General features: G+C 61.0%; 14 protein-coding genes. 6 read left to right on the forward strand and 8 right to left on the reverse strand.

Annotated elements, in window-relative coordinates; translation table 11 throughout:
• Window positions 1–11 precede the first annotated feature (11 nt).
• A complete protein-coding gene (locus PspCFBP13509_RS10790; RefSeq protein WP_065924178.1) occupies window positions 12–737 on the forward strand; it encodes a hypothetical protein in 726 nt (241 codons plus the stop codon).
• 4 nt (window positions 738–741) lie between these two features.
• Here the strand turns inward: PspCFBP13509_RS10790 and PspCFBP13509_RS10795 are convergent, their stop codons facing one another.
• On the reverse strand, window positions 742–1,110 hold the full coding sequence (locus PspCFBP13509_RS10795; protein WP_065924174.1) for a PilZ domain-containing protein: 369 nt from the start codon (window positions 1,108–1,110) through the stop codon (window positions 742–744).
• A 174-nt stretch (window positions 1,111–1,284) separates the two neighbouring features.
• Between PspCFBP13509_RS10795 and PspCFBP13509_RS10800 the strand changes: the two genes are divergently transcribed.
• From PspCFBP13509_RS10800 to yjiA, 3 genes are all read left to right on the forward strand, one after another.
• Window positions 1,285–3,351: a carbon starvation CstA family protein gene (locus PspCFBP13509_RS10800; RefSeq protein ID WP_053137912.1), complete on the forward strand. Its 2,067-nt coding sequence runs from the start codon at window positions 1,285–1,287 to the stop codon at window positions 3,349–3,351.
• Window positions 3,352–3,366: 15 nt separating this feature from the next.
• On the forward strand, window positions 3,367–3,564 hold the full coding sequence (locus PspCFBP13509_RS10805) for a YbdD/YjiX family protein (RefSeq protein WP_003176208.1): 198 nt from the start codon (window positions 3,367–3,369) through the stop codon (window positions 3,562–3,564).
• Window positions 3,565–3,699: 135 nt separating this feature from the next.
• Window positions 3,700–4,659, forward strand: coding sequence for a GTPase (gene yjiA / locus PspCFBP13509_RS10810; RefSeq protein ID WP_065924175.1), 960 nt, complete (start codon window positions 3,700–3,702; stop codon window positions 4,657–4,659).
• Between the two features lie 125 nt (window positions 4,660–4,784).
• On the opposite strand, the gene glyA is transcribed toward yjiA, so the two are convergent.
• A complete protein-coding gene (glyA, locus tag PspCFBP13509_RS10815; RefSeq protein ID WP_017528864.1) occupies window positions 4,785–6,038 on the reverse strand; it encodes a serine hydroxymethyltransferase in 1,254 nt (417 codons plus the stop codon).
• 142 nt (window positions 6,039–6,180) lie between these two features.
• Window positions 6,181–10,032: a bifunctional diguanylate cyclase/phosphodiesterase gene (locus PspCFBP13509_RS10820; protein ID WP_137212015.1), complete on the reverse strand. Its 3,852-nt coding sequence runs from the start codon at window positions 10,030–10,032 to the stop codon at window positions 6,181–6,183.
• Between the two features lie 285 nt (window positions 10,033–10,317).
• Between PspCFBP13509_RS10820 and ettA the strand changes: the two genes are divergently transcribed.
• Window positions 10,318–11,982 (forward strand): energy-dependent translational throttle protein EttA, encoded by a 1,665-nt coding sequence (gene ettA, locus PspCFBP13509_RS10825; protein WP_065925348.1) that lies wholly within the window; start codon window positions 10,318–10,320, stop codon window positions 11,980–11,982.
• A gap of 351 nt (window positions 11,983–12,333) precedes the next feature.
• A complete protein-coding gene (gene gdhA / locus PspCFBP13509_RS10830; RefSeq protein ID WP_065938305.1) occupies window positions 12,334–13,671 on the forward strand; it encodes an NADP-specific glutamate dehydrogenase in 1,338 nt (445 codons plus the stop codon).
• On the opposite strand, the gene PspCFBP13509_RS10835 is transcribed toward gdhA, so the two are convergent.
• From PspCFBP13509_RS10835 to PspCFBP13509_RS10855, 5 genes are all read right to left on the reverse strand, one after another.
• Window positions 13,668–14,165, reverse strand: a complete 498-nt coding sequence (locus PspCFBP13509_RS10835) for a GreA/GreB family elongation factor (protein WP_065925346.1) — start codon at window positions 14,163–14,165, stop codon at window positions 13,668–13,670. The genes gdhA and PspCFBP13509_RS10835 overlap by 4 nt on opposite strands.
• A gap of 70 nt (window positions 14,166–14,235) precedes the next feature.
• The gene (locus PspCFBP13509_RS10840) at window positions 14,236–14,592 is read right to left on the reverse strand and encodes a hypothetical protein (RefSeq protein ID WP_065938304.1); all 357 of its coding nucleotides are present in this window, start codon (window positions 14,590–14,592) and stop codon (window positions 14,236–14,238) included.
• 147 nt (window positions 14,593–14,739) lie between these two features.
• A complete protein-coding gene (locus PspCFBP13509_RS10845) occupies window positions 14,740–15,045 on the reverse strand; it encodes a chorismate mutase (protein ID WP_137212016.1) in 306 nt (101 codons plus the stop codon).
• 48 nt (window positions 15,046–15,093) lie between these two features.
• The gene (locus PspCFBP13509_RS10850) at window positions 15,094–16,947 is read right to left on the reverse strand and encodes an Lnb N-terminal periplasmic domain-containing protein (RefSeq protein WP_137212017.1); all 1,854 of its coding nucleotides are present in this window, start codon (window positions 16,945–16,947) and stop codon (window positions 15,094–15,096) included.
• A gap of 92 nt (window positions 16,948–17,039) precedes the next feature.
• The gene (locus PspCFBP13509_RS10855) at window positions 17,040–17,528 is read right to left on the reverse strand and encodes a DUF3015 domain-containing protein (RefSeq protein ID WP_027605327.1); all 489 of its coding nucleotides are present in this window, start codon (window positions 17,526–17,528) and stop codon (window positions 17,040–17,042) included.
• Window positions 17,529–17,726 lie beyond the last annotated feature (198 nt).

The raw sequence follows: 17,726 nt of genomic DNA on the forward strand, positions 1-17,726 counted from the left end.
GGATGGACGCCATGCAACGATCGAATCGCTGGGGTGTAGTCGCCCTGTTTGTCGCCTTGGCCGGCTTGCCCGCCATGGCCTGGGCTGAGCTGCCAACGGGCTATCGCCTGGCGCAAACGCTGGTGACGCCAGATGGCAGTGTGCTGCAGGTGCTCGAAGACCAGCGCATCAGCCCCCAACTGCACAAGGACAGTTGGGGCAGCGGGCTGGATGAAGACTCGTTCGACGAGCCCGGCGACTTGGTCGACAACCCGCTGCTCGAAGCCCAGGTGCGCTGGGTGTCGGCCTCTGGCGAGGTGATAGCCCACGAAGACCTCGGCTACCCGTTGGCCGAGGTCGAGAAAGCCCCGATCAAAGGGCTGCCCGAACCTGTGTATTTTTTGACCATCGACCAGACCGCCCCCATGGGCAGCTACAGCGGGCCTGCCACGCAGCTGTTGCTGCCTGGCAAGCAGCAACTCAACCCGCTGGGTTACCAGGGCGCCGACGGCAAAGTCCAGGCGCTGACCCTGGCGCATACGGGCAAGGCGGCGTGGACGATCGCGACGCCAACCAGTGGCGGCGCGGATGAACTGCTGCAGGTGTCGTCATTTATGGACGGCGACGGTGAGGATGACTTTGCCACCCGTTATCAGACTTATCGGTTTGTCGACGGGCAGTGGCACGGCGCCTCAAGTCAGAAGAAGGGCTACTGGGACATGGAAAGCGAATTTCCCGCACGTACGGCGTTTCCCTGAGCCGTTACACCTCCAGCAACGCGCCCAACTCCCGCTCCAGCTCTTCCTGGTCGCCCAGGTTCAACTCAATCAGCCGCCGCAAGTGGCTGATCGAGTCCAGGTCGATGTCTGTGCACACAAATCCCAGTTGGCCATCAGCTTCGTGGGTCAGCCGTACTTGCATCTTTATATGCGCCTTGGGATCCAGGCGTATGTCGACCGCAAACGGCAGCGCCTTATTTCCCTTCCACCCTTCAGGCCGTTGCGCCAACAGGCCCTTGAGCGACAAATCCACCAATTGCACCGGCCATTCGTTGCCGTTTTGCCGAAGTTCGGTCTTGGCATCAAAGGCGATCCGGCGAAAACGACGGCGATCAGACGCTTGCTCGGTCATGGTGAAACCCTCTGTGGATAAAAGGATTGTAGCCCTGCGCCATCATCGGGTGGTTTTTTCTGCTTTTTTTGCCTCTGCAAGGCTCTAGACCAACGTAGGGGGGTGGCCTTTAAGGCCAGTAGCGCTAAACTCCGGATGGCTGTCCTTTCTGTCCACCCTGGCTGGAATATAAAAATGAAAAATAATAATAGCCTGCTACGCCACCTACCCTGGCTGGTGCTGGCAATCGTAGGAGCGTGCGCCCTGGGCGTAGTGGCCTTGCGCCGAGGCGAGGCGATCAACGCCTTGTGGATCGTGGTCGCTGCCGTGGCCATCTATCTGGTCGCTTATCGCTACTACAGCTTGTTCATCGCTAATAATGTGATGCAACTCGATCCACGGCGGGCCACCCCCGCAGTGGTCAACAATGACGGTCTGGACTATGTGCCGACCAACAAACACATCCTTTTCGGTCACCACTTTGCGGCGATTGCCGGTGCAGGCCCCCTGGTCGGCCCGGTACTGGCGGCGCAAATGGGCTACCTGCCCGGCACGCTCTGGCTGATTGCCGGCGTGGTGCTGGCCGGTGCGGTGCAGGACTTCATGGTCCTGTTCCTGTCCACGCGTCGTAATGGCCGTTCCCTGGGCGACATGGTGCGCGAAGAGATGGGGCGTATCCCGGGGACCATCGCGCTGTTCGGCTGCTTCCTGATCATGATCATCATCCTCGCGGTGCTGGCGCTGATCGTGGTCAAGGCCCTGGCCGAGAGCCCATGGGGCATCTTCACGGTGATGGCGACCATCCCGATTGCGATGTTCATGGGCATCTACATGCGCTACATCCGCCCGGGCCGCATTGGTGAAATCTCCATCATCGGCGTGCTGTTGCTGCTCGGTTCGATCTGGCTGGGCGGGCAGATCGCCGCTGATCCGGTCTGGGCCAAGGCCTTCACCTTCACCGGGATCCAGATCACCTGGATGCTGATCGGCTACGGTTTCGTAGCGGCGGTACTGCCGGTGTGGCTGATCCTCGCGCCACGTGACTACCTCTCTACCTTCTTGAAAATCGGCACCATCATCGCCCTGGCGATCGGCATCCTGGTGACCATGCCCGACCTGAAAATGCCGGCGCTGACCCAGTTCATCGACGGTACCGGCCCGGTATGGAAGGGCGGCCTGTTCCCGTTCCTGTTCATCACCATTGCCTGTGGCGCGGTCTCGGGCTTCCACGCGCTGATTTCCTCGGGCACCACGCCCAAGCTGCTGGCCAGTGAAAGCCACGCCCGTTACATCGGTTACGGCGGCATGCTGATGGAGTCCTTCGTGGCGATCATGGCGATGGTTGCCGCTTCGGTGATTGAGCCAGGCGTGTACTTCGCCATGAACAGCCCGGCGGCAATCGTCGGCACTGACGTGGTGACCGTGGCACAAACCGTCAGCAGCTGGGGTTTTGCAATTACCCCCGAGGCGCTGTCGGCCGTGGCCCATGACATCGGTGAAACCACCATCCTCGCGCGTGCCGGTGGTGCGCCGACGTTGGCGGTGGGTATCGCGCAGATCCTGCACAGTGTGCTGCCGGGTGAAAACACCATGGCGTTCTGGTACCACTTTGCGATCCTGTTCGAAGCGCTGTTTATCCTGACTGCCGTCGACGCGGGCACCCGTGCCGGTCGCTTCATGCTTCAGGACTTGCTCGGCTCCTTCGTACCGGCGCTCAAGCGCACCGAGTCCTGGACCGCCAACCTGATCGCGACCGCCGGTTGCGTGGCCATGTGGGGTTACCTGCTGTACCAGGGCGTGATCGACCCGCTGGGCGGCATCAACACCTTGTGGCCGCTGTTCGGTATCTCCAACCAGATGCTGGCCGGTATCGCGCTGATGCTCGCCACCGTTGTGCTGATCAAAATGAAGCGCCAGCGCTACATCTGGGTGACCATGCTGCCGGCGGTCTGGCTGCTGATCTGCACCACCACCGCGGGCTTCATCAAGCTGTTCGACGCCAACCCGGCGATCGGCTTCCTATCCCTGGCGAAGAAGTACAGCGATGCCCTGGCGAACGGCCAGATCCTGGCCCCGGCCAAGAGCGTGGACCAGATGCAACATGTGATCTGGAACGCCTACACCAACGCAACGTTGACGGTGCTGTTCCTGTTCGTGGTGTTCAGCATCCTGTTCTATGCGCTCAAGGTCGGCGTCGCCGCCTGGGGCAACAAAGAGCGTACGGATAAAGAAGCCCCGTTCCAGGCCGTACCTGACGCATAACCGAGGATTGCAAACATGTTCAATGACATCAGTCGCCTCGGTAAATACCTCGGTCAGGCCGCGCGCCTGATGGTCGGCATGCCCGACTACGACACGTACGTCGAGCATATGCAAACCAAGCACCCGGACAAGCCGATGATGGACTACAAGGCGTTCTTCCGGGAACGCCAGGAGGCCCGTTACGGCGGCAAGGGTGGGCCCAAGTGCTGTTGATTTAACGCAACTCCCTGTGGGAGGGGGCTTGCCCCGATAGCGGCGTGTCAGTGACAGATCAGTGCCTGACACACTGCTATCGGATGCAAGCCCCCTCCCACATTTGTTTCTGTGTTCCTTTAAGGAGAATTTCTTTTGTCCTCTCCCATTCCAGTCACCGTTCTCAGCGGCTTTCTCGGCGCGGGCAAGACCACCTTGCTGCGCCATCTGCTCAAGGCCGAGCACGGGCTGAAAATTGCCGTGATCGAAAACGAATTCAGCGACGCCGGTATCGACACCCAATTGCTGGGCGAAGAACCGGTGCAAGTCATGACCCTGTCCAACGGCTGCGTGTGCTGCACCATCCACACCGACCTGACCAAGGCCCTGTATCTGCTGCTCGAGCGTCTGGACAGCGGTGAGATCGCCTTCGACCGCCTGGTGATCGAGTGCACCGGCCTGGCCGACCCGGCGCCGGTGGCCCAGACCTTTTTCATCGATGAGGAACTGCGCGAACGCTACATCCTTGACGGCATCATTACCCTGGTGGACGCCGCCCACGCCGAGCATCACCTGACCCAGACCATCGCCCAGGCACAGATCGGTTTCGCCGACCGGCTGCTGGTGAGCAAGCGTGACCTGGTGGATGACGCTACCTTCGAAGCACTCAGTGAACGCCTCACACGCATCAACCGCCGCGCGCCGATTCGCGTGGTCGAGCACGGCAAGATTGATCTGGCCGAACTGCTCGATGTGCGCGGCTTCAATCTCAACGCCGGCATGAGCCTGCGCCCGGTGAGCAAGGCGCCGTCCATCGACCGTATATCCAGCCTGGTGCTGCGCACCGACCAGCCACTGGATATCGACCGGCTCAGTGAGTTCATGAACGAACTGCTGGAAGACCATGGCAAGCAGCTGCTGCGCTACAAGGGCGTGCTCAATATTGCCGGCGAAGACCGCCGCATGGTGTTCCAGGGCGTGCTCAAGCTCTATGGTTTCGACTGGGATACCGAGTGGGCCGAGGGTGAGGCGCGGGAGAGTGTGATCGTGTTTATTGCCGATGAGTTGCCGGAGGACAAGATCCGAGAAGGCTTTGAGCGGGTCTATCAGGCATAAAAAGCCCACCTGTAGGAGCGAGCTTGCTCGCGAAGAACTCACAGGCAACGCGTGCACCCAAGATGCACGCGTTATCGTTGACGTTTTTCGCGAGCAAGCTCGCTCCTACAGTGGGCTTCTTTGTATTACGCGCCGTATACCGGCAGTTTTTTGCAGATGGCCTTGACCTTCTCACGCACCGCGTCGATCACGGCTTCGTTGTTCAGGTCCGCCAGGATGTCGCAGATCCAGCCGGCCAGTTCCTTGCACTCTGCTTCCTTGAAGCCACGAGTGGTCACAGCCGGGGTGCCGAAGCGCAGGCCGGAAGTCACGAACGGCGAACGTGGGTCGTTCGGCACGGAGTTTTTGTTCACGGTGATGAAGGCTTTGCCCAGGGCAGCGTCAGCATCTTTACCGGAAATGTCCTGCTTGATCAGGGACAGCAGGAACAGGTGGTTTTCAGTACCGCCGGACACTACGTCAAAACCGCGCTCGATGAACACGCCGGCCATGGCCTTGGCGTTTTTCACCACTTGTTGCTGGTAGGTCTTGAACTCAGGCTGCAGGGCTTCCTTGAAGCAGATCGCCTTGGCAGCGATCACGTGCTCCAGTGGGCCGCCCTGGGCGCCCGGGAATACGGCGGAGTTCAGCTTTTTCTCGATCTCGGCGTTGGCGCGCGCCAGGATCAGGCCGCCACGTGGACCGCGCAGGGTCTTGTGGGTGGTGGTGGTCACCACGTCAGCGAAAGGCACAGGGTTCGGGTAGACGCCAGCGGCGACCAGACCGGCTACGTGAGCCATGTCGACGAACAGGTAGGCGCCCACCTTGTCGGCGATGGCGCGGAAGCGTGGGAAGTCGAGGATCTGCGAGTAGGCAGAGAAACCGGCCACGATCATTTTTGGCTTGTGCTCGACCGCCAGGCGCTCGACTTCGTCGTAGTCGATCAGGCCGTTGGCATCGATACCGTACTGAACGGCGTTGTACAGCTTGCCGGAGGAGGAAACGCTGGCGCCGTGGGTCAGGTGACCACCGTGGGCCAGGCTCATGCCCAGGATGGTGTCGCCGCCTTGCAGCAGGGCCAGGTACACGGCGCTGTTGGCTTGGGAGCCGGCGTGCGGCTGGACGTTGGCGTAATCGGCGCCGAACAGTTCTTTTGCACGGTCGATGGCCAGTTGCTCAACCACGTCGACGTACTCGCAGCCACCGTAGTAGCGCTTGCCTGGGTAGCCTTCGGCGTACTTGTTGGTCAGAACCGAACCTTGAGCCTCCATCACCGCAGGGCTGGTGTAGTTTTCCGAAGCGATCAGCTCAATGTGCTCTTCCTGGCGCACGGCTTCTTGCTCCATGGCGGCGAAGAGATCGGCGTCGTACTTGGCAATAGTCAAATCACGGCTGAACATGGCGGTCCTCAAGGATCGGGGGCAGAAAAGGAGGGCATTCTAACCCAATGGGTTTTAGATGGCATATGAAAGGACATCATGTCGCGGACAAGCGGGGCTCATCTCGGGATGGGTGGTGACTGTGCCGGCCTCATCACACCGCTCAATCGAACATGAACAGCGCATCATTGCTGAACTGCGCCTCGAACCGATGTGCCGGCATCGGTCGCCCGAACAGATACCCCTGCACCTCGTCGCAACCATGCTCGCGCAGGAAGTCCAGCTGCTCATGGGTTTCCACACCTTCGGCAATCACCGCCAGGTTGAGGCTGTGGGCCATGGCGATAATGGCGCGGGCGATTTGTGCATCCTGCTCGCCGGAGGGCAGGCCATCGACGAAGGTGCGGTCGATTTTCAGCACGTCGATGGGGAATTGCTTGAGGTAGTTGAGGGACGAATAACCGGTGCCGAAGTCGTCCACCGCGATGCTCAGGCCCAGGTTTTTCAGGCTGTCGAGGATGTGCATGGCTTCGTTGACTTCGCGCATCAGGATACTTTCGGTCAGCTCCAGCTCCAGGCACGCCGGCGGCAGGCCGGTGTCCTTGAGGATGGTGGCGATGCGCGTACCCAGTTGGCCGTCGGAGAACTGCCGCGCGGAGATGTTTACCGAGACTTTCGGCACCCGCACCTTGTTCTGGTGCCAGGTCTTGAGCTGGCGACAGGCTTCGCTGATCACCCAGTCGCCCACGTCCACCACCAGGCCCAGCTCTTCGAGCACCGGAATGAAGTCCCCCGGCGGCACCAGGCCACGGCGTGGGTGGCGCCAGCGCAGCAACGCCTCGGCGCCGGTCAGGCGTTTGCCGTCGCCGCTGAACTGCGGCTGGTAATAGAGCACGAATTCGTCCTGCTCCAGGGCGTGGCGCAGGTCGCTCTCCAGTTCCAGGCGTTCCAGGGCGCTGGCGTTCATATCGGCCTGGTAGAACTGGAAGTTGTTCTTGCCGCGTTCCTTGGCGTGATACATCGCGGTGTCGGCGTTTTTCATCAACTGGCTCAGCTCGTTGCCGTCCTGGGGGCTGAGTGCGATGCCGATACTGGCGGTTACAAAGAACTCGCGACCCTCCAGCACGAAGGGCTTCACCAGGCTGGCGAGGATCTGCTCGGCCACATGGATCGCGCGGTTCAGCGCCATTTCGCGGTTGACCCGCGGTTGCAGCAGCAACGTGAACTCGTCGCCGCCCATGCGTGCCACGGTGTCGTCTTCGGCCACGCAGCCGAGCAGGCGGGTCGCCATTTCCTTGAGCATGCGGTCGCCGGCCGCGTGGCCCAGGGAGTCGTTGATCGGCTTGAAACGGTCGAGGTCGAGGAACATCAGCACCACCCACGACTTCTGCCGTTCGGCTGATTGCAGCGCGGTGTGCAGGCGGTCCTGGAACAGCGTGCGGTTGGGCAGGTGGGTCAGGGCGTCGTAATAGGCCAGGCGGTGGATGCGCTGTTCGCTGGCCTTGCGTTCGCTGATATCACTGAAGAAACACACATAACTGGCCAGGTCGCCTTCGTCGTCGAACACCGCCGTAATGCCGACCCAGGCCGGGTAGTGCTCGCCGTTACGGCGCTTGAGCCACACTTCGCCTTCCCAGGTGCTGTGCTGGTGCAATTGCTTGAGCACATAGCGCAGGTGGGCTTCCTGTTGTTCGTCGACGGTGAGCATGTTCGGCAACTGGTCGAGTACATCGCTTACCGCATAACCGCTGACCCGGCTGAACGCCTCGTTGGCCTGCACGATATAACCGGCCGGGTCGGTGATCAGGATCGCCGACGTGGAGTGTTCGAATACGGTGGCGGCCATGCGCAGGTCTTTTTCCGCGCGGCGTTGCTGGCTGATATCGCGGCCCACGCCGAGGACACCTTCGAAGGCGCCGTGCTCATCCCATACCAGCACCAGGCGCAGCTCGATCGGCACCTTGCGGCCGTCGGCGCGCAGGCAGTCGAACAGGAACAATTGGGTCTGCACTTGATCGCGGAGTCTGTTCAGCGCGTCGGGATCGCCCAGCGCCCGGCTGACCTGTTCCAGCAAGCTATAGATGCCGGTCAGTTGCTGGGGGTTGGCGATGATCGACTGCCAGCCGTTCTTGAATACCCAGTCCACGTCGTAACCCAGCACGGCGTTGACCGACGGGCTGATGTAGTTGAGGGCCAGTTGGCTGTCGGTGGAGCAGATCACGTCGCTGATGCTTTCGGCCAGCATGCGGTAGCGCTTTTCGCTGTCGCGCAGGGACTCGCTGGCTTCGATCTGGTCGGTGATGTCCTTGGCCACACCGATGATGCGCGTGACTTGCGCCGACTTGTCCCGCGCCAGGGCCTGCTCGCGGATATCAAAGCGCCGCCATTGGTTGTTGCGATGGCGAAAGCGCAACTGGCAGTGCAACTGCGTCGCGTAGCCGGCGTGGCGTTGCTGCTGGCGCAAATCGTGGTAATGCTCGGCGTCTTCGGGGTGCAGCAGGATTTCCCAGAAATACTCGCCCATTTGCTGCAGTTCGGCCTTGGTATAGCCGAGGGTGTGGCCCAGATGGTGGTTGCTGAAGATCATCCGCTGGCTGATCACGTCCTGCACATACAAGTGGTCGGGCACGGTACGCACCACATCCGACCAGAAGCTTTCACGTTCCACCAACGACAGTTCGATCAGCTTGCGGCTGGTGATGTCGCTGATGCTGAGGATCACCGCCTTGAAGTCGTCCTGCTGTTCCGGCAGGCGCATCACCATCCAAAGGTATTGTTCGTTGCCGGCTACATCCTTGAGCTGGATTTCCAACTCAAGCTGATTCTGTTGGGTCAGGACCGCTTCGAGTATCTGATGTCCGATGGACGTGGTGTTGCGCGGGCAATCATCGATCAGCCGCTCCCACGCTTCCTCGCAGGAGCCCACTCTGAGCAGGCTCACCGCCACCTGGTTGATCTCGGTGATGCGCAGTTCGGTGAGCAACTGCCGGCATTCCTCGGGGGAGCTTTGCAGCCAGGCGTGCAGTTGCTCGCGGGTCTGCAAGTTCACCTTGCCAAAGAATGCATTCAGGCCCGACAGGTCAAGTACGCACAGGGCGACGCCGGTGCCTTCGAAAATATCCTGATACCGACGCCGGCCTTCATGCACCTGGCGCTGGCGGCGACGCATATTCAGCAACACGATCACGGGGATCAGCGAGAAGGCCAGGCCCAGCAGGCATTTACCGATAAACGCCGGCAGCAGTTGTTCCAGCACGGCTGCGCGGTCGAACATCCCGCGCAACTGCCAGTCGCTTTTGCTCAGGGGCGTGACCAGCACGCTTTTATTCAGGTCATCCGGGGTCAGGGCGTCGCCCCATTGCGCCGGCATGCCGCTGTCGCGGCTGACCACACGGTGGTTCAGGCGGTTCTCGATGGCCCACATCGGCCGTTGGCCCTGGCTGTCCTGGCGGGTCAGGTTGACCAGGTACTCGGGTGCCAGGCGCAGCGCCCAGTACATCCTTGAGCCGCCGCTGGGCTGGTGCAGCAGCAGATAGATGAGGGTGCCGTCGTTGTTATTGCTCAGGTAGTAGGGTTGGCCGTGGCTGCGCTGCACCAGCTCTTCCAGCCAGGCGCTGTCCTGGCTGTCATTGGCGCTGTCGCTGATCATCGCGCCGCTGGGCGCGAGCAGGGCGATACTGCGCAGTTCCGGCAGCGAACGCTGCAACGTGCGCGTCAAGGCCTGTTGCTGTTCGATGTCGCGCGGCGGCTCGACCATCGGTAGCAGGTTCAGGGCAATTTTTGCGCTCAGGGCCATGCTCAGGCTGATCTGTTCAGCCAGGTCGGCGCTGTAGTCGATGGTGTATTGCTGTTGGTTTTTCTGGTTTTGCTGCAACTGGTCCAGCAGTTGCCAGAACAATAACGCGAGCAGCAGGAGGACAAGCGTCGCCAATGCGCCTTTGAGGGTGCCGTGCAGGGGCGTTCCCGGCGCTACATGAGCGGCGCGCAAGGGCGTTGGCGGCGTGACTTTGGACAAGCTGTGATCCTGCGGTTTGGCTGGACTGGCGCGCGACGTGCACTATAAGCCGGACGCCCGAAGGGCGGCTAGCATGCCTTGACTTGTGGCAAAGTGCCAGCCCCGCTTGGCTGGACTGACCAAGCGCATTCAGGTAGCTTTGCCGGTTACGCGGGGGCGTTCCAGCCCCAGACATTCAGGCTTTTTCCGCTCGCTGGCATTGATGATAGTCAACGGCCCGCGCGGCGCATGGCCTGGCACGGGCTTCGCCCGCTTAATTCATCAGTCACTGACGCTAGGTTCACCATGGCTCAATACGTCTTCACCATGCATCGGCTGGGAAAAGTTGTCCCTCCGAAGCGGGAAATCCTGAAAAACATTTCGCTGTCCTTCTTCCCCGGCGCCAAGATCGGCGTGCTCGGCCTCAACGGTTCGGGTAAGTCCACGCTGCTGAAAATCATGGCCGGCGTCGACACCGAGTTCGAAGGCGAAGCCCGCCCGATGCCGGAACTGAACATCGGTTACCTGCCCCAGGAGCCGATCCTGGACCCGACCAAGACCGTGCGTGAAGTGGTCGAAGAGGCCGTCAGCGTGATCAAGGACGCCCAGGCCCGCCTGGACGAGGTCTACGCCGCCTACGCTGAACCGGACGCCGACTTCGACAAGCTGGCCGCTGAACAAGCCAAGCTCGAAGCCATCCTGCAGGCCGGCGACGGTCACAACCTGGAGCGCCAGCTGGAAGTCGCCGCCGATGCGCTGCGCCTGCCGGCGTGGGACGCCAAGGTCGAGTTCCTGTCCGGTGGTGAAAAACGCCGCGTGGCCCTGTGCCGCCTGCTGCTGTCCGCTCCCGACATGCTGCTGCTCGACGAACCGACCAACCACCTGGACGCCGACTCCGTCGCCTGGCTGGAGCACTTCCTGCACGATTTCCCGGGCACCGTGGTTGCGATCACGCACGACCGCTACTTCCTCGACAACGTTGCCGGCTGGATCCTCGAGCTCGACCGTGGCGCCGGTATCCCTTACGAGGGCAACTACTCCGGTTGGCTCGAAGCCAAGTCCGACCGTCTGGCCGCCGAATCCAAGCAGCAATCGGCCCACGAAAAAGCCATGAAGGAAGAACTGGAGTGGGTGCGCAAAGGCGCCAAGGCCCGCCAGTCCAAATCCAAGGCCCGTCTGCAACGCTTCGAAGAAATGCAGTCGCAGGAATTCCAGAAGCGCAGCGAAACCAACGAGATCTATATTCCGGCCGGCCCGCGCCTGGGTGACAAGGTCATCGAGTTCAAGAACGTGTGCAAAGGCTATGGCGACCGCGTGCTGATCGACAACCTGTCGTTCTCCATGCCAAAAGGCGCGATCGTCGGCGTCATTGGTGGTAACGGTGCGGGTAAATCCACCCTGTTCCGCATGCTGATGGGCAAGGAAACGCCGGATTCGGGCAGCATCGAAATCGGCGAAACCGTGCAACTGGCCTGCGTGGACCAGAGCCGCGAAGACCTGGATGGCAGCAAGACTGTGTTCCAGCAAATTTCCGACGGTTCCGACCAGATCCGCATCGGCAACTATGAAATCCCGTCGCGCACCTACGTCGGCCGTTTCAACTTCAAGGGCGGCGACCAGCAGAAGTTCGTCAAGGACCTGTCCGGTGGTGAGCGCGGTCGCTTACACCTGGCCCTGACCCTGAAAGAGGGCGGCAACGTCCTGCTGCTCGACGAACCGTCCAACGACCTCGACGTTGAAACCCTGCGTTCCCTGGAAGAAGCCCTGCTGGACTTCCCGGGCGCCGCCATTGTGATCTCTCACGATCGGTGGTTCCTTGACCGCGTCGCGACCCACATCCTGGCGTACGAAGACGACTCGCAAGCGGTGTTCTTCGAAGGCAACTACACCGAGTACGAAGCGGACCGTAAAAAGCGTTTGGGCGAAGCGGCTGCCCAGCCGCACCGTGTGCGCCACAAAAAACTGGCCTGATCCGGCTGGTGTGAAAAAAGCGGAGTCCTCGGACTCCGTTTTTTTTGGGGCTGGGGTTTTGCAGTGTTTTTGACGGCCCTATCGGGCGCAAGCCCCCTCCCACATTTTTGAATGTGTTCACAACTCAAATGTGGGAGGGGGCTTGCTCCCGATAGCTGTTTCCTTGTTGGTGCATACCGTGGGTGGGTAATCACTTTTTAAGTGCGATAAATCCCTATTTCCTGGGTTTATTTATATCTAATGCACCATTTAAATTCACAAAAGCGACATTTTGCCCTGTCGCGGTGCGACATGAATTGATAAAGTCCGGCTCAATCTCACTTAAAAACAATCAATTTGCCGAGACTTCTCATGATCGAATCCGTCGAATCCTTCCTTGCCCGCCTGAAAAAACGCGACCCTGACCAGCCGGAATTCCACCAGGCCGTAGAAGAAGTCCTACGCAGCCTGTGGCCGTTTCTTGAAGCCAATCCCCATTACCTGGCCTCGGGCATCCTGGAGCGCATCTGCGAGCCGGAGCGTGCGATTACCTTTCGGGTGTCGTGGGTGGATGATCACGGCAAGGTCCAGGTCAACCGCGGCTTTCGTATCCAGATGAACAGCGCCATCGGCCCCTACAAGGGCGGCCTGCGTTTCCACCCGTCGGTAAACCTGGGGGTGCTGAAATTCCTCGCCTTCGAGCAGACCTTCAAGAATTCCCTGACTTCGCTGCCCATGGGCGGCGGCAAGGGCGGCTCGGATTTTGATCCCAAAGGCAAGAGCGATGCCGAAGTCATGCGCTTCTGCCAGGCGTTCATGAGCGAGCTGTACCGCCATATCGGCGCAGACGTGGACGTGCCGGCCGGCGACATCGGCGTGGGCGCCCGTGAGATTGGCTTCCTGTTCGGCCAGTACAAGCGCCTGAGCAACCAATTCACCTCGGTGCTGACCGGCAAGGGCATGACCTACGGCGGCAGCCTGATCCGCCCGGAAGCCACCGGGTTCGGGTGTGTGTACTTCGCCGAAGAAATGCTCAAGCGCGACGGCCTGCGAGTGGAAGGCAAGCGTGTCGCGGTCTCCGGCTCCGGCAACGTCGCCCAATACGCGGCGCGCAAGGTCATGGACCTGGGCGGCAAGGTGATTTCCCTGTCTGACTCCGAAGGCACGCTCTACGCCGAAAGCGGCTTGACCGAGGAACAATGGTCGGCGCTGCTGGAGCTGAAAAACGTGCAGCGCGGGCGCATCAGCGAACTGGCCGGCCGTTACGGCCTGGAGTTCCGCGCCGGCAAAACCCCTTGGGAGCTGGCCTGCGACATTGCCCTGCCATGCGCTACCCAGAACGAACTCGACGCCGAAGCGGCCCGCACGCTGCTGCGCAACGGCTGCATCTGCGTGGCCGAAGGCGCCAACATGCCGACCACCCTTGAGGCTGTGGATATCTTTATCGAGGCGGGCATCCTGTTTGCGCCGGGCAAGGCATCGAATGCCGGCGGCGTCGCCGTAAGCGGCCTGGAGATGTCGCAGAACGCCATGCGCCTGTTGTGGACCGCCGGTGAAGTGGACAGCAAGCTGCACAACATCATGCAGTCGATCCACCATGCCTGTGTGCACTACGGTGAAGAGAACGGTCGGATCAACTACGTGAAGGGCGCGAACATTGCGGGCTTCGTCAAGGTTGCCGACGCGATGCTGGCCCAAGGCATCGTCTAGGCCTCGGCCTCGATGCGCAGCACTTCGATCAACTGGTCGCCGACGGGGCGCTTCCACAGTACCTCGTCCCCCACCTGGGCGCCCAGCAAGGCACGGCCCAGGGGCGAGCCCCAGTTGATCAGGCCGGCGCCGGCATCGGCCTGGTCTTCCCCGACCAATTGAATGCGCTGCTGCTCGTCATGCTCATTGGCGAACGTCACCCAGTTGCCGATCTGCACCTTGTCGGTAGACGTAGCGGGCGCCACCACCTGGGCGCTTTGCACGCGCTGGTTGAAGTAGCGCAAATCCCGCTCAAGGTCGGCCTGGCGCTGCTTATCGGCCTGTTCGCCCTTGGCGGACTCGGCGCTGTGCGCGGCTTGTAGCTGCGTAACCTTGGCCTGCAATTGCGCCAACCCTTGCGCGGTCAGGCGATTGGGCTGCTCACTGACCTGGCGCTCCACCGGCTGATCGGCCTGGGCGGCGGCGTTGTCCTCATTTACAAAAGCTCGGCTCATGACGTTCTCCCTCTATGGAGCTTGGGCCATGTTCGCCGCGCTTTAGTTTCGATGAATGTCTGAAAGCGACCTATTGCGAGCGATAGGCCCGCGCAGCATCCCGGTTCTTCTCCTGTTGCCAGGCGCGTTCACGGTCATCCCAGTGATTGTCCTTGTAGTCGCGCAGCTCCTCGTTCTCGCGCATGGCCTTGCACTGGCGAAAACCATCCTCCCAGCCTTCGGCGTAGACCCGGTCTTTCAGGTAACGCGGCACGTTTTTGCGAAACACCCCGGTGATCACCCCCGCCGCCTGGCGGCCGCTGCTGCACCCATCGTCAAAACCATCGGCAAAGGCGGGCGGATAGCCCCGAGCCAGCAATTCCTGATGGGTTGACTGGCAACCCGATAGCCACACCACCGCACACAGCATTACTGCATACCGCCACATTGCTTGCTCCCTGGCCGTTTCACGGCTGATAGGGGAAGTCTAGATAGGGATTTGTCGGGGAGGCGTGAAAGGGGTGTGAGAAAGGTGTGGAGCACGATGAGATCGAGCGGTCGGCACCGAAGCTGTTGGCGTCCTCACCACAAGGGCCTATGTTGCCTGGTTGGTCGCCAGAGCCGCATGTTCCGCCAATTCCTGCTGGATAAACGCCGCGATCATTGCGCGATAGGCCTGCTCGGTCACCTCGGGGTTGGCGCCCACGGTCTGCGCCAGATCCCGCACCTTGGCGATCACCTGCTCGACCCGCTGCGGGGCCTTGACGCCATCGGTGTCTTTTTTGAAGCGTGCCGCCTGGGAGACGTAGCGGCCGCGTTCGGCCAGCAGGGTGACGATTTGCTGGTCGAGGCGGTCGATGTTGTTTCGAACTTCTTCAAGGGTGGTGCAGGTAACGGCCATGTCGAGTGAACTCCTGATTGTGCGGGCAATGCTGACAAAAGGTGTTAGTCAGTAGTGATACCACTTCACCTCAAGCATCACTTCATTCACCGGCGTCGACAAGTGGCTGTACTCGCGCTGTGCACTCAGGCGCAGGCCGAGGTTGCGGGACAGTTCCCACTGCTGGTTCAGGCTGAGGCTGCGACGTACCTCGCCATTGGTGAAGAAGTCTCCTTTAGCCTCCAGGCTCAAGTTGCCCAGGGGGTTTTTCCACAGCACGCCGGTATTGAACCCGGCAGCGGGGGAGATGGCTTCGTTGAAGTCGTTGTTGTGTTCCACACGCACGGTGCCGAGGGCGAAGCCGAGCATGTCGTCGCGCAGTTGCCAGGTGCCGCCGGCGCCGCCGTTGACGTGGGCGACCAGGGTGTCGTCGTCGTGTTTACCGGGCACCCGCTCCAGGCCACCGGTGACTTGCCAGGACCACGGCTGCAGCAAGGCGTTGCGCGGGGTCAGGGAGCGGATGGTGGCCAGGTCCAGTTGCTGCAGTTGCCAGTGGTTGCCTTCGTACTGGCGCAGTTTCATCTGCAGGATTTCGATCTGGGCGCCGAGGGGGAAGCCTTCGGCGTTGTCGTTGAGGTCGTGGTAGGCCATGCGCAGGCCGTATTCGCCGAAGGCCTTGTCGCCACGGGTGCCGAGGCCGGCTTGCCAGGTGCGGGACTCATGGCCGTTTTCGGGCAGGCCGGGGGGCGTGATCGTCAGGTCGGGCGCGGGGTTCTGGTTGATCGCGCGCAGCAGTTCGAAGCTGCGTTGGGAGCGCGCGGTGTCGCGCTCGAGGCCATTGGCACGGTAGCGGCCCAGGCGGTAGGCGGCGTCGATGATCAGGGCCTGGCGGTCGCGAGGCAACGCTTTGAAGGCTGGCGCCTGCAATTGCTGCTGGTCGTCGCTGACCTTCAGTACCCATTGTTGCTCGTCGCTGTTCAGCGGCTTGGCGCGCTCCAGCAACTCGCGCTCGCGGGAGGGGCGGTAGTCGATCTTTTCCACCAGGCCCGCGTCCTTCACGGCCTTGACCGTGTCGGTGGGGATCGCGGTAAGCGGGAATTGCTCGGTCAGGCGCAGGCCGGGGCGCGCCACTTGCAGCAGTTCCAACAGGCGATAGGAGCAGTTTTCATCGAAGAAGAAGTAGTCGAACTGAATCTGCTTGAGCTCCCACACGTGTTCGACCATGCGCTCGGTCTCGACCTGGGTGAGGTTGAGGCGGTATTCCCACAAGTCGCGGTTTTCGAGACTACGGTATTCGGAGAGTTTTTCCTGGTAGGGCACCAGGGCGAACAGGCCGGGGTAGCCGCCCATCAGGCCTTTCCATGCGTAGAGGATGCTGTTGTCCGAGCCTTCGATGTAGGCGCCGAAGTTGATCGCGTAGCTGAGCAGCGCAGTCTTGTTGCTCTGCACGTCGGCCTGGTCGATACGCAGCAGGGTATGGCCGAACATCGACGACGGACTGTTGAGGTAGGCCGCCGGGAAGATCATCACCGCGCTATGGGGGGCGACGTCCTTGAACCATTGCTTGAATTCCTTGCAGTCCACGGCGGGCAGGTCAGTGAGGTGCAACTGATCCTTGAGCCAGCGGGTACGTGCGGGGTAAACGCATTGGGCGTGTTTTTCACCCAGGCTGGCCGGAGCGTAAAGCGCTTCAACGGTGGCCTTGAGTTCTGCATCCGGGTGGTGGGCGCCATCGGCGGCGAGGAAGAATTTCTTTTCACTGACATAGCTGCGCCAGCCACTGACTTTGCCGGCTTCGTAATGGCCCAGAGAAAGCCAGAACGGATCATTGGCCAGTTGCTGCAAACGTTGATCATCAAGATGCGGTGCCGCGTACAGCGGGGCGCAGGCAAAGAGTGCCATCCAGGCAAAGCGTTTGAGCATAGGGGCAACTTAAGTCGGAAATTAGAGAGACCCAAGGAGAGGCGGGTCCAAAAAATAAAACCCGCGCCTGGGTAGGCGCGGGCAGGACGAGCTTAAGCCTGGGTAGCGTATTTCGCCAGACGGGCATCGCCTTTCAGTACAGCCAGGGTGTTGTTGTGCACGTCTTCAGCGGTCACATCGGCCTTGCTGAAGATTTGCTGGAAGTGTTCGTGAGCCACGGCAGCGAAGTGCTCGCGATCTTCCGGAGCAACGCCCAGTACCACGGCGTAGGTGGTCAGTGCTTCGCCATTACCCTTGGCCATGTCTTCGGACAGCTCGTTCATCATGCCATTCATGGCAATCCAGGACTTGCCGCCGTAGGTCAGCGCGCTGTTGGTGCTGCAACCGTTGGTGCCCGAGGTCATGCCGAAGGTGGCGTTACCCGAAGTACCGTTGGTGGTGGAAGCCAGGAAGTGAGCTGGAGTACCGCGCTGGCCTTCGAACAACATGTTGCCCCAACCGCAGTTCGGGCCACCTGGTGCTTCAGCCATTGCATTGAGGGAGACGACGGTGAAGAGAGTACCGAGAAGGATCCGTTTCATAGCTTTGTTCTCTTTGTGTGCAAACCAATGGACAAGGGTTCAGGCACTTCATAGCGCCCTAGGGATCGGTTATTAGTCCAACCCGCGCAGTTTGGAGTTTAGGCACGTTCCAAGGGTTCCGTGTGTTTTTATAAAACAATCAGCAATGTCGCGATTTTTTTTGCAGGGCGCCTCCCGTGTCCAGGGTTTCCCAACGGC

It is taken from the genome of Pseudomonas sp. CFBP13509 (genome assembly GCF_005233485.1).
Taxonomy (GTDB): domain Bacteria; phylum Pseudomonadota; class Gammaproteobacteria; order Pseudomonadales; family Pseudomonadaceae; genus Aquipseudomonas; species Aquipseudomonas marginalis.